Raw genomic sequence first — 12,727 nt, 5'->3', positions numbered from 1 at the left:
GGGGCCAGTCGACGTGAAGTGCGGGTTCTTCAGCTCGCCCGCATCAGCATCCCATACAGATCCCGTGGATCATCCGGATCGGCCAGCATGTCCAAAGGTTCAAAGAAATCAGTGCCTTCGATGGCGGACTGGATGTAGCGCAGCGCAGAGAAATCCTCGATCGCGAAGCCGACGCTGTCAAACAGCGTGATCTGGTGGTCATCTTGGCGCCCCTTGGCCTGACCTGTCATCACCTGCCACATCTCGGTCACCGGATGATCGTCATCCAACGCCTGAATCTCGCCTTCGATACGAGTTTGCTCGGGGTATTCGACAAAGATCTCAGACCGCAGAAGGATGTCTCGGTGCAACTCGGTCTTGCCGGGACAGTCTCCGCCAATGGCGTTGATATGCACGCCCGGTCCAACCATGTTGTCGGTAAGGATAGTGGCATATTTCTTATCCGCTGTGCAGGTGGTGATGATCTGCGCGCCCTCGATGGCATCTTCAGGTGTTTTGCATAACACAACTGTCAGTCCGGTGTTCTTGAGGTTCGCTGCACATTTCTCGGTCGCTGCGTGATCGGTGTCATACATACGTACGGTGTCAATTCCACACATGGCCTTGAACGCCAAACATTGGAATTCAGACTGCGCGCCGTTGCCGATCATCGCCATGACGCGCGAGTTTTTCGGGGCCAGGTAACTGCCCACCAATGCTGACGTCGCGGCGGTGCGTAGCGCGGTCAGCATCGTCATCTCGGTCAACAGGGTCGGGTAGCCGGTGTAAACGTCAGCCAGCAGGCCGAAGGCGGTGACGGTCTGCAGGCCCTCGGACGTGTTCTTCGGGTGGCCGTTGACGTACTTGAACCCGTAGGCCTCGCCATCCGAAGTCGGCATCAGCTCAATCACGCCATGGGGTGAGTGGGCCGGGATGCGGGGGGTTTTGTCAAAGCTCTCCCAGCGTTTGAAGTCGGATTCAATCTGAGCTGCGATCTGAGTGATCATCTTTTCAAGCCCGATGTGGTGCACCAGCCGCATCATGTTGTCGACGGATACAAAGGGCACAAGCGCCTTGTCGGAAGGTTGCATCATGGTCTCCTATCGGCGGGAAAGGTGGATACCGGCGATCATGCAACGCACTGATCCTCCGGCTGTTTCTATGGTTGGAACTGACAATGGCAGCAGAGTGGCGCTGTCTTCGATAATGTCGGTCTGTTGGGGTGTCAGCGCATCTTTGGCGCGACTGGAAAGAGCCAGCACGAGCCCATCACGACCACTAAGCTCGATGGTGTTTCCGGCAAAATCTGCGATCTGGTCATGGGACAGATCGATTACGGTGCGACCGGATTCTTCCAATCGCGCCTGTACGGTCGCGCGGCGTTCGGCATCGATGATCATGTCGAGGCAGATCAGTGCATAATGTGTGCCGATCCCCATCAGGACATTGGTGTGATAAACGTCTCGGCCTGCGTCGTCCCTAGCTTCGAACGCGATGGGTTCGTAGTTGAAGTTCGTGCAGAACCGCTCCAACAAAACGGGATCAGCGCGGTTTGACTTGACCGTGTAAGCGATGCGGCCGACGTGATCGAGAACCATTGCTCCGGTACCTTCCAGTGCGAGATCGTCCTGTTCCAGCCCCGAATAATCGATCACGTCCTGAACGCGGTATTCCTGTTTCAGCAACTCGATAACATCTGTGCGGCGTTCGCGTCGACGCGACGGAACAAACATCGGATAGATCGCAACGTGCCCGCCGGGATGTGTCGAGAACCAGTTGTTGGGAAAGACACTGTCCGGCGTGTTCTGTTGACCGTGATCATCAAATACATGAACTGTGACGCCTGCATCGCGCAGTTGCTCGACTGCGCGATCATGTTCATCGCGCGCGGCTGCTGAAGTCGCTTCGGCGGATCGGTGTGCCAGTGTCTGAAACGCATTGTCATGGCGAGTCTCTGGGTTCGACACAAACTCGTGCGGTCGAACCATGACGACAGCGGAAGGAGATTGCAGGGAATTCATCAGAAACTCCGGGTCGGGCGGTCGAAGATGCGACGGCCAAGCAGGGACGCGGCCAAGTCGACCATCAGCTTTGCGGTACGCCCACGCTCATCAAGGAATGGGTTCAACTCGACCAGATCCAGCGAACAGACGAGCCCGCTTTCATGCAGCAGCTCCATCGCCAGATGAGCTTCGCGTTCGGTTGCGCCACCGGGAACGGTTGTACCGACAGCGGGGGCGATCGAGGGGTCGAGGAAATCAACATCCAGAGATACGTGAAGAATGCCATTTGCCGCGCGGACACGGTCGAGGAACGCGATCAGCGGCGCTTTGATGCCGTGCTCGTCAATGCTGCGCATGTCTGCCAGCATGGCCTGATCCTGTTCCAGTCGTGCACGTTCAGCCGGGTCCACTGATCGCAGGCCGATCATGCCTACTCGATCCGTTGGGACCGGGGCAGCCAGCGTAGGGAAGGCGTCAAATCCGGGTTGCCCCGTGAAATAAGCAACCGGTGTGCCGTGCAGGTTGCCACTGCCCGTGCTGTCGGGTGTATGAAAATCGCTATGAGCGTCCAGCCAAAGTACGAACAGAGGTCGCCCGATCCCGTCGGCATGTGCTGCCATCCCGGCAACTGTGCCCATGGACAAGGCGTGATCGCCGCCCATAAAAATCGGCAGTCCGTTCGGCGCGGTTTCCTGTGCGGAGCGGCTCAGAGCGCTGGTCCAACCGACGCACTCGGGCAGGGCCACAAGGTGGGGATGCTCCGGTACATCTGACGGATCGGCGCTGACATTTCCAATATCAGACACTTGGTGTCCGAGGTCAGTTAGAGCTTGTTCCAGACCGGCCACCCGATAGGCGTCCGGGCCCATGCGGCAGCCCTGACGACGCTTGCCTGCGTCCATCGGTGCGCCAACCAATATTACATTTTGCGTATCCATATGACTATCTAGACCCTCATGATGGCTTGCGAAAAGGCAGCAAAATGTTCAAAATGACATTCGGATAAGCGAAATGGGAAGTGGTTATGGACGATTTGGATAGTAGACTGCTGAGTGCATTGCACCGCGACGCACGAGCATCGCTATCCGAACTCGCCGAAACGCTGGGGGTAACCCGCACCACTGTCCGCAGCCGCCTGCAACGGCTCAAACAGTCTGGTGAAATTGTTGGGTTCACCGTCCTCACCCGACAGGACGTCGCGCAGAGCCCGGTGCGCGGGCTGATGATGTTGGAAATCGAGGGCCGTGGGACTGAACGTACGATGGCTCGTATTGCTGCTATGCGACAGGTGCGCGCGGTTCACTCCACGAACGGCAGCTGGGATCTGATCGCCGAAATCTGGACCGAAACCCTGGCCGAACTGGACGAGGTTTTGTTCCAGATCCGGCGCATGGAAGGGATAACCAAATCCGAGACTAACCTGTTGCTGTCCACGCGCAAAGGTCGGGTCTGACGCCCGTAGCGCTTTGAGCTAGAACGAAATTGTGCGAAAGTCGGCCTGCGCGTTTCGATTGTTCAGAGTGTGATCGCGCCTGAGAGCAGGGACAAAGCATGGCAACTCATGAAAATGCCGAAGAACTCTGGGCTGTGCGCCTGGCCGAGCGGGTATCGGGATTTCTTGAAAAGCCCGTAGTCCGAATCGCGATACCGATTCTGGTTACCCTTATTGCCCTGACTGTCCTTCATGAACTGTCTTCGCACGTCAAATGGGCCGATGTAAAAACGGACGTCGCGAACACATCGTGGAAACTGATGTTTTTCGCCCTGTGCTGGACGGCAGTCAGCTTTTTGTCACTGTCACTTTACGATGTGTTTGCCGTGCAAAGTGTGGCAGATGGCGAGGTCCCTTTGCCTGTCGCAGGCATGGCTGGCGCCTGTGGCTACGCCGTGTCCAATTGCCTTGGGTTTTCCTACATTACTGGCACGGCGATCCGGTATCGGATCTATGCGTCCCTGGGTCTTGATCTAGGTCGGGTTGCGGGGGTGATTGCCACATCCTGGATAGCATTCTGGTCAGGTTTCATTCTGCTTCTGGGTGGGTTGCTAACCTTTCATCCGGATGGAGTGTCCAAAGTTCTGCCCATAAGTGACACCGTCGAAACCGTGATGGGACTGTGCCTGCTTGTGGGTTTCGCAACGCTGTTCACTTGGCTGTCCAAGGGCGGACGCAGACTGGCCACCGGTGGTTTGGGTTTCAATCTGCCGGGCGGCAAGTTGCCGGGATTGCTGACGCTGGCGGCTGTGGGCGACCTGTTTGGGGCGTCCATGACGCTGTATGTTTTAATGCCGGATGACCTTGGGGTCGGGTTTCCGTTCTTCTTCACCATTTACATTGGCGCCATTGCAGTCGGAATTCTCAGCCACGCTCCGGGTGGGATTGGCGCATTTGAGGCGACTTTGATCGCCGGGCTAGGGGCCTCGGGGCGGTCTGATGTGATCGCGGCCCTGTTGCTTTACCGGTTGATTTATACCTTCCTGCCGTTCGCCATTGCGACGCTGTCCATCGCGGTGGCTTCGGCCCTGACGCACCGACATCACATCAGCGGAGCCGCCACGTGGGTTTACCGCGTGATCCGTCCGATTGTGCCGATGGTCGCGGCCGGTGTCGCAGCTGTGGCGGGCGTCATTCTGCTGGTGTCCGGGGCGTTGCCTGCAGGCAGCGAGAACCTTAGCGCATTGCGGGACTTTCTGCCTTTGTCCTTCGTTGAAGCTTCGCATCTTGCCGGCAGCGCTGTTGGAGTGTTGCTGATCCTTGTGTCACGCGGCCTGTTCCGCAAGCTGTATCGCGCATGGATAGTGGCCATGCTGCTGATGGTTGCCGGGTTCGTCGCATCGCTGGCCAAGGGTCTGGATACGCACGAAGCGATCAGCATGTTGGGCACTATCGCCTTGCTGGCCACGTTTCGCGGAGCGTTTTACCGGGTCAGCGGGGCCTCGATATTCCGTCTGAACATCCCGTGGCTGGTCAGCGTGGTCGCCTTGCTTCTGGTCGTCTTTTGGGTCGGGCTGTTTTCCTATTCGCATGTCGAGTACCAGAACGCCTTGTGGTGGGAGTTCGCATGGAACGGTGACGCCTCGCGCTTTTTGCGATCCAGCCTTGTGGTGGCGGTTATTCTTGGTGTGGTGGCCGTGAATTCTTTGTTCGGGCGCGAGGTTCCGGAACCGGTCCGGACGGAGATCCCCGAGGTTGTTGAACGTCTGGTCATGGCAAGCGAAGACACCGAGTCGCAGATTTCACTGACCGGCGACAAGCAATTCTTGATTTCACCGGACGATGACGCATTTCTGGCTTATACCGACACAGGCAATGCGCTGATCACCAAGGGGGAACCGGTTGGGGATGAAACCGCCGGAAAGCAACTGATCTGGCAACTGCGCGAAATGGCGGACCGCGAGGGCAAATTGTGCGCCTTCTACAGCGTATCGACTAAGTACTTGCCGACGTTTCTGGATCTGGGCCTGTCTATTCTGAAGATCGGAGAGGTCGCGCGCGTGCCGTTGAAGGATTTCTCGCTGGACGGCAAATCTCGCAAGCGGTTCCGTCAGGCCAAGAACCGGGCCGAACGCGAAGGGTATGTGTTCGAGATTATACCGAAGGAAAACGTGGGCCCTGTGTTGCCCGAACTGCGCAAGATTTCAGACGATTGGCTGGAGCATAAGGCGGGCGAGGAGAAGGGGTTCGCCTTGGGCGGGTTTGACGATGAATACCTGTCCTATTTCGATTTCGCGGTGCTGAAGAAGGCAGATACGGGAAAGATCGTCGCCTTCGCCAACCTCTTCCAAGGCGGGAACAAGTCCGAATTGTCGTTGGACCTGATGCGGTATGAGCCGGACGGGTCAAACTTTATCATGGACGCCTTGTTTGCCGAGATGATGACCTGGGGGGCAGAGCAGGGGTTCCATTGGTTCTCGCTGGGGGCGGCGCCGTTTTCGGGAATAGAGAACCGGCAACTGGCGTCTTTCTGGAACCGCGTCGGCGGGTTCCTATATGAGCACGGCGAGCAGTTCTATCACTTCGAAGGGCTGCGATCTTTCAAGCAGAAGTTCGATCCGGAGTGGAGCCCGAATTACCTCGCCAGCCCCGGTGGTCTGGCAGCACCACGTATTCTGTACGAGGTGAACATCCTGATTTCAGGCGGTTTGCGCGGGCTGACGAAGTAACACTCAGTTCAGACTGGCACGGGTTGGGGTTTTCTCCAGAAGATCGCCCCAATCTGTGCGATATGCCATTTCGGCCAGAACGGTTTCTGGTAGGAATTCTTGGTTCTGCCGGATCTGCCAGCCGCCACCCAATCCCTTGTAAACCGCAACCAGATTGCTGGACACCTGCTGGCGGGCCTGAATCAGATTGGCTTGTGATCGCAACAGGGCTGTTTGGGTGTTCAGGATACGCGAATAGCTTGCGATACCGTCCCGATACTGGTCGATGGCGATATCAGCCGCTTTGCGCGAAGCCGCGACGCTTTTTTCATAGAAGCCAACTTGCTTGCGAGATTGGGCATAGGCCACCATGGCGCTTTCAACCTCGGAATAGGCGGTCAGGACAGTGTTCTGGTAATTGGCGATCAACGCCTGATAGGCCGCATCCTGCGCGCGGACGTTGTTTTTGATCCGGCCATAGTTCAGCACGTTCCAGACCACACCGGCATTCGCGAGCCCGGTGTTGCTGCCTGCTGAAAACAAGTCCTGCCCGCCCGAGGCCTGCAGGCCAATTGCACCTGACAGGATGAATTGCGGATAAAGGTCGGCCAAAGCGATCCCGACCTGCGCCGATTGCGTGGCCGCTGCCAACTCGGCTGCGCGAACGTCTGGACGGCGGCGCAGAAGCTCGGCAGGGACGCCAACGGACACATTTGTACGTGCAGAGGGGATCCGTCCGGAATTGCCTAGTAGGCTGGTCATGCGGGACGGCGTGGTTCCCAACAGCACCGCCAAAGCATTTTTGGCCTGTTGAAGATCACTTTCAATCTCTGGCACCAAGGCCTTGGTATTGTTCAACAGGGCCGTGGATTCCTGCACGTCCAGCTCGGTTGTCACGCCATTGTCAAACCGCAATTGGGTCAGATCTGCGGATTCCTGTTGCAACTGGATGTTGTCACGCGCCACTGCCAGCGACTCCTGCAAGGCGCGAATGTTGACATAAAGCGCCGCGACATCGCCGGTCAGGGTGACAAGTGCGTCATCATAATTGGCCACTTGCAGCGCAAGATTGGATCGCGCGGCCTGAACGCCACGACGTTGCTGGCCCCACACGTCCAGCTCCCATTGGGCATCAAACCCAACTTGCGAGGTTGAAAACTCGGTATCCAGCGGGATGATCCGACGGATATCGGAAATAGGCCCGAGGTTGTCGCTGACCTGACGGCGTTCAATGGATGCGCCGATGGCCTGTGATTGCGGATACAGCTCGCCAAATGCAATGCCCAACTGCGCGCGTGCCTGCAGAACGCGCGCACCGGCAACCTGCAGGTCCAGGTTCTGTGCATAGGCCTCGGCGATCAGTTTATTGAGGGTGGGGTCATTGAAGGTCTGCCACCATTTCACCACCGGAGCGCTGCGCGAGGTCAGACCGCTTTGACCAGTGCTTGGGCTGTTGACCTCGATCCATTGCTTCACGACCGGAGAGCTTGGACGCACGAAATCCGGGCCAACTGGTGCGCAGCCGACCAGCAGCGCGGCGCATAGGGCCGTGCCCATTAGTCGGCGGTATAATCTGGCCCGGGTCATCATATGCGTCCTTAGATATCCAGTGGTCGAATGAAGTTGGCGAAGGAATAGAGACGAATGTTGATCCGCCTTAGGAACTCAAAGCTTTTGCCCTGACCGGTATAAATCGCCACGGCCGCGTGACCACCGGCAGGGAAGGTGTGCCCGTCCGGGATATCGACCGAGATTTGCACGGCAATGCGTCCGGGCAGTTTTGGCAGCTCAAACCCCGGCAGGCGGCCAGACGGCAAGTACTGACCTTGTCGGGTTGCCCACCAGATTGCCTCGACCTTGCCGGTCAGGATTTCACCCGGATACAGATCAAGAGCAACTTCAACGGGTTGGCCAACCTCGACAAATTTCAGGTTCTGCTGTCGGTAGGTCGCAAGAATATAAGGGTTATCCTTGGTGACAAAGCTGGCAATGGCGCCCAGGCGAATATCGCCGACGACCAGACCGGGACGGGCTTGTTGGGACACGATCATGCCGTCTTCGGGGGCGTAGATTGTTGTGTTGTCCAGGAAGTACTGGGCCTTGTCTAATTGCGCCTGCGCCTGAAGGATGCCGGTGTTCACGCCGTCAATCTGGGAATCCAGCGCCAGTTGCGCCTTTTCCAGATTGGCCGTGGCCTCTTTGACCTGAGCCTGATCCTCGGTCACCTGTTCGTTCCAGCGATCCAGCTCGTCCTGACGCGCACCACCTGCGGGTACAAGATTTTCGTATCGGGCTTGCTGCGTCTGTGCGTAGGCAAGTTGAGCGTTGGCACGCTCAATGGCTTCCCCTGCGGCAATGACGTCCTGTTCAAGGATCTTGGCGTTCTGCTCGGCCGCGACCAGTTGCGCTGTGGCTTCCTCAACTTCAAGCGCGAACACAGTGTCGTCGAACCGATACAGTGGATCGCCCTTTGTGACTTCGGTATTTGGCTCGACCAGTACCTCAGTCAATATCGTCGGTTCGGTCAGCCGTGGGACGATCTGGATGGTCGAGCGGACCACGTGGCTGTCGATAGAGAACGGCTGAAAGAACCGAAGGGCGACAAGGAAGATCAACAGCAGGTGCGCACCGACCCAGAAGGATACGATGCCCCACATGATGTTGAACTTCAGCCACTGGAACTTGAAGAAAATAAGCCAGACGAAAATGATGTAGAAAAGCGTAATGCCGAGGGCGACAAACATATTTTGTAGTTTCCTTTGGCCTTAGCTCTTTTGCGTCTCTTCCGGATCCAGCGGGTCACGGTATTCTTCCGTCAACTCACCACCCAAGCGCTTGATTTCTTTGCGAACCGCCTCACGCTCATCATCGGGCATACGGCGGATATCGACCACCGTTCCATCGTGGAACGCCCAGATGAAGGCATGGACCCAGGGTACGATGGCGAGAAACCCCATCCATCCCATGATCTTTATCGCCTCGGCATGAGGGTGGTTGCGTTTAATTGCGATGCGGCCGGGCAATCCCATCACGAATAGAAACAGCGCCATGACGGCGGCCAGCAGCAAGATCAACGCAACAAATGTCAGGTAGTCATAGTAGCCAAGCGGCTGCCCAAGTAACCCCATCTTCGTGCCTCCGTTCGGGAAGGTTTTCCCATCCTCAATTGTTGGAGCCCAGTTCGTCAATCACTTTGTAGGTGGTTGGCGGGTCAGCGCAAATGCCAGGACCACATTCAAGCAGTGTCGAGCCGGCGTTCAGAACAGCCAAACCAAACATGACAAAAAAGGCTGTTTTGGCCAGTGTGCTTCCGCCAAACCGCGGCTGCTCCGAAGTGTCGTCAGCGTATTGGCGATCAAACAGCAGCATAACCGCGGTGCCCAACAGGATCAGGAAAAAGCAAATGGCCGCCCACGTATAGTAGTGCAGCCCTAACACGGGCGAGCCGTAATGACCCGTGCCGGGAACGATATGCAGAAGGATCTGGCGGACAGAAACGCTGCCGCCATAAAGCGCTGCGATTAACATCAAAGCATAGTGCTGCGGCCGCGCGCCGTATAGCAGGTTCAACCCCAGCCCAACGCCCACGGCGACAAAGCCGACGCGCTGCAGCAGGCAAAGCGGGCAGGGCAGTTCGTAAAGCGTCAGTTGGTAAACAAAGGCCAAAAGCAGCACCAGACTGACGGCCAGCATGCCCATGGCGTTCAGGGTTCGGGACAGTTCTGGTGTCATCACCGCCCCCTACAACTGGATGGTCAATTGGCTGGTGGCGTGGAATTTCAGCCAGTACACACTCAACGCCAGCGTGAAGAAAAACAGCGCATTGGCTGCCGTTGTTTGTTGAAAATAATTCAGCCCCATGGTGGCTGTAAGTAACGCAAATAAAAGCGCTATCATGGCCCGGTTCTCCCCTTCCGTGCAACGACCGCAATATCGCGATACTGTCAGGCACTGGGAGGTCTGGCAAGAAAACTCTTACCCAGTTCACCTTTTAGGAGAACTGCTTAGGGGGCTATTGGCACACGCGAAGGTCGGTCTTCCACGCCTGACACCTCTTGCTTAGGCGGTCCGTCAGAGGCCGGTCCGTGTAGAACGTGTCGATCTCAGCCAATGAAGTGATACGCGCGGGGGCTGCACGCTGAAACTTTGAATGATCGGCCACAAGAAAGGTGCGCCGTGTCTGGGCCAGGATCGTTTGGCTGACCTGGACCTCTTGAAAATCGAAATCCAGTAGGTCGCCATCGGCATCAAGTGCCGAGCAGCCGATGACCGCATAGTCGAATTTGAAGTGCCGGATGGTTGCGACCGTCAGATTACCCACCAACCCGCCATCTGATCTGCGCAGGACACCGCCTGCAACAACGATTTCGCAATCGGCGTTCTCGGCCAGAATATTGGCGACATTCATGTTGTTTGTGACGACCATCAGGTTCTTGTGGTTCACCAATTGGCGCGCAACCGCCTCGGTCGAGGTGCCGATGTTCATGAAAACCGACGCGCCGTCTGGGATGTCTAGGGCGCAGGCCGACGCAATGTGCGCCTTGGCCTCATTGTTCAGGGCCCGGCGATCCTCATAGCCAATATTGGAAACGCCTGAGCGAATGACGGCCCCGCCATGAACCCGGTCCAGCTTCCCCAGATCCGCCAGCTCAGTCAGGTCGCGGCGAATGGTCTGAACCGTGACCCCGAACTGAGCGGCCAGGTCATCCACCATCACACGGCCATCCTGTCTGGCGATGTTCAGAATGTCTGACTGACGAAAGGAAAGGGACATGGTCGGCTCCGAAACGGTGTGTGTTCGTTTTTGTTCTAATTTCGAAGGGTTTCCAAGAGATATGATTGACCAAACTCTTGAAACACTTCGATTTGCGGTGATAAAACGAAAATAAACGAAAGTAAACGTTGACGAAACGCGCGTTCATCGGGTTAATGAGCCCGGTTTTTTCAAACAAAGAGAATCATCCGGACATGGAACGGCACACGGACAAGGTCACGGACCTTTTCATCATTGGTGGTGGGATTAACGGGTGCGGAATAGCGCGCGACGCGGCCGGGCGCGGATTGTCCGTGACATTGGCCGAGATGAACGATCTTGCCTCGGCGACGTCTTCGGCCTCGACCAAGCTGTTTCATGGCGGCCTGCGGTATCTGGAGTACTTTGAATTCCGTCTGGTGCGCGAGGCGTTGATCGAGCGTGAAACCCTGCTGCGGGCAATGCCGCATATCAGCTGGCCGATGCGGTTCGTGTTGCCGTATCACAAGGATATGCGGTTTGATTCCGAAACGCCGACCTCGCGACTTCTCAGCACAGTAATGCCATGGATGAAGGGCCGGCGCCCGGCGTGGCTGATCCGTCTGGGCCTGTTTATGTATGACCATCTTGGGGGGCGCAAAATCCTGCCGGGCACAAGCTCACTGGATTTGCAAAGCGCGCCGGAAGGCAGGCCGCTGCAGGACAAGTTTCACACAGCCTACGAGTATTCCGATTGTTGGATTGAGGATTCACGGCTGGTTGTGCTGAATGCCCGCGATGCCGAGGCACGTGGGGCGAATATTCTGGTGCGGACCGAAGTTCTGGCGGCCAAACGCGTCGATGATCTGTGGGAAATTACCATCCGCGATAAGCACAGCGGCGACACGCAGACGGTGCAGGCTAAAATGCTAATCAACGCAGGTGGACCTTGGGTTGGGGACATCATCCAGACCAAGATCCACATCAACTCTCGTGAAGGTGTGCGATTGGTGCGCGGCAGCCATATCGTGACGCCTAAGCTTTATGATCACGACAAGTGCTATTTCTTCCAAGGTGAAGACGGGCGCATCATTTTCTCCATTCCGTATGAGCGCGATTTTACGCTGATCGGCACAACGGATAAGGATCACCCAGACCCAGCAGAGCCCCCGACCTGTACGGAGACAGAGCAGGACTATCTGCGCGCGTTTGCCTCGAAGTATTTCCAAAAACCGGTTACGCGCGATGACATCGTGTGGACCTATTCCGGTGTGCGTCCGCTGTATGACGACGGGGCCAGCAGCGCCACCGCGGCAACGCGGGATTATACACTAAAAGTTGACGCGCAGGGTGGGGCGCCAGTGCTGAATGTCTTTGGCGGCAAGATCACCACCTATCGGCGTCTTGCCGAGAGTGCGATGGACAAAGTGTCCGAGCATTTCCCCGATCTTCCCGGCCCCTGGACTGCAGGCGTTTCGCTTCCGGGCGGCGATTTTCCAGTTGGTGGCGTACCGGATTTGGTCGAGGCACTGTCGGCCGACTACCCGTTTCTGGATCGTGTCTGGGCGCAACGTCTGGTTCGCGCCTATGGCACTGAGGCCAAGACAATTTTGGGCGATGCCAAGTCCGCATCGGATCTGGGCGAGGACTTCGGCGCGACGCTAACCGCACGGGAATTGGCGTGGCTGATGGACAAAGAATATGCGCGCACGGCCGAAGATGTTGTTTGGCGCCGAAACAAGATGGGCCTGCGGTTAAGTGCCGAGCAGATCGCCGGCATTCAAGGCTGGATGGATCGCAAAACTGAACCCGTCGCAGTGAACGCCTGACCAAAAGAGTAAAAGCCCCGCCAGTTTGGCGGGGCTTTTGTTTT

At 57.1% G+C, this 12,727-nt stretch carries 12 protein-coding genes; 3 read left to right on the top strand and 9 right to left on the bottom strand.

The features are described from left to right. Positions 1 to 29: 29 nt before the first annotated feature. From ocd to rocF, 3 genes are read right to left on the bottom strand one after another with little or no spacing between them, the layout of a single operon-like run. Positions 30 to 1,073, bottom strand: a complete 1,044-nt coding sequence (gene ocd / locus AC2FI9_RS06235; protein ID WP_496766652.1) for an ornithine cyclodeaminase — start codon at positions 1,071 to 1,073, stop codon at positions 30 to 32. A gap of 6 nt (positions 1,074 to 1,079) precedes the next feature. Continuing rightward, on the bottom strand, positions 1,080 to 2,000 hold the full coding sequence (gene ctlX / locus AC2FI9_RS06230; RefSeq protein ID WP_170557771.1) for a citrulline utilization hydrolase CtlX: 921 nt from the start codon (positions 1,998 to 2,000) through the stop codon (positions 1,080 to 1,082). Then, positions 2,000 to 2,920, bottom strand: coding sequence for an arginase (gene rocF / locus AC2FI9_RS06225; protein ID WP_496766650.1), 921 nt, complete (start codon positions 2,918 to 2,920; stop codon positions 2,000 to 2,002). The genes ctlX and rocF overlap by 1 nt, the downstream gene beginning before the upstream one ends. An 86-nt stretch (positions 2,921 to 3,006) precedes the next feature. Between rocF and AC2FI9_RS06220 the strand changes: the two genes are divergently transcribed. After that, entirely contained in the window at positions 3,007 to 3,435 is a 429-nt protein-coding gene (locus AC2FI9_RS06220; RefSeq protein WP_496722388.1) for an Lrp/AsnC family transcriptional regulator, read from the top strand. 98 nt (positions 3,436 to 3,533) lie between these two features. Further along, the gene (mprF, locus tag AC2FI9_RS06215; RefSeq protein WP_496766648.1) at positions 3,534 to 6,143 is read left to right on the top strand and encodes a bifunctional lysylphosphatidylglycerol flippase/synthetase MprF; all 2,610 of its coding nucleotides are present in this window, start codon (positions 3,534 to 3,536) and stop codon (positions 6,141 to 6,143) included. Between the two features lie 3 nt (positions 6,144 to 6,146). Here the strand turns inward: mprF and AC2FI9_RS06210 are convergent, their stop codons facing one another. The 6 genes from AC2FI9_RS06210 to AC2FI9_RS06185 form a co-directional block, all read right to left on the bottom strand. Next, positions 6,147 to 7,709, bottom strand: a complete 1,563-nt coding sequence (locus AC2FI9_RS06210) for an efflux transporter outer membrane subunit (protein ID WP_282118646.1) — start codon at positions 7,707 to 7,709, stop codon at positions 6,147 to 6,149. Between the two features lie 11 nt (positions 7,710 to 7,720). After that, complete coding sequence (locus tag AC2FI9_RS06205; RefSeq protein WP_058273814.1) at positions 7,721 to 8,866, bottom strand: HlyD family secretion protein; 1,146 nt, start codon at positions 8,864 to 8,866, stop codon at positions 7,721 to 7,723. A gap of 21 nt (positions 8,867 to 8,887) precedes the next feature. After that, positions 8,888 to 9,250, bottom strand: a complete 363-nt coding sequence (locus AC2FI9_RS06200) for a DUF3302 domain-containing protein (RefSeq protein ID WP_113788976.1) — start codon at positions 9,248 to 9,250, stop codon at positions 8,888 to 8,890. Positions 9,251 to 9,284: 34 nt separating this feature from the next. Beyond that, a complete protein-coding gene (locus tag AC2FI9_RS06195) occupies positions 9,285 to 9,854 on the bottom strand; it encodes a disulfide bond formation protein B (RefSeq protein WP_496766646.1) in 570 nt (189 codons plus the stop codon). A 9-nt stretch (positions 9,855 to 9,863) separates the two neighbouring features. Continuing rightward, on the bottom strand, positions 9,864 to 10,019 hold the full coding sequence (locus AC2FI9_RS06190) for a DUF5993 family protein (RefSeq protein ID WP_496766643.1): 156 nt from the start codon (positions 10,017 to 10,019) through the stop codon (positions 9,864 to 9,866). A 115-nt stretch (positions 10,020 to 10,134) separates the two neighbouring features. Beyond that, positions 10,135 to 10,896: a DeoR/GlpR family DNA-binding transcription regulator gene (locus AC2FI9_RS06185; RefSeq protein WP_496766641.1), complete on the bottom strand. Its 762-nt coding sequence runs from the start codon at positions 10,894 to 10,896 to the stop codon at positions 10,135 to 10,137. 194 nt (positions 10,897 to 11,090) lie between these two features. Between AC2FI9_RS06185 and glpD the strand changes: the two genes are divergently transcribed. After that, complete coding sequence (gene glpD / locus AC2FI9_RS06180; protein ID WP_496766639.1) at positions 11,091 to 12,683, top strand: glycerol-3-phosphate dehydrogenase; 1,593 nt, start codon at positions 11,091 to 11,093, stop codon at positions 12,681 to 12,683. Positions 12,684 to 12,727: the final 44 nt, after the last annotated feature.

The organism is Ruegeria sp. CDSA246 (assembly GCF_059611225.1).
This window is presented reverse-complemented; position numbering and strand designations above follow the sequence as displayed.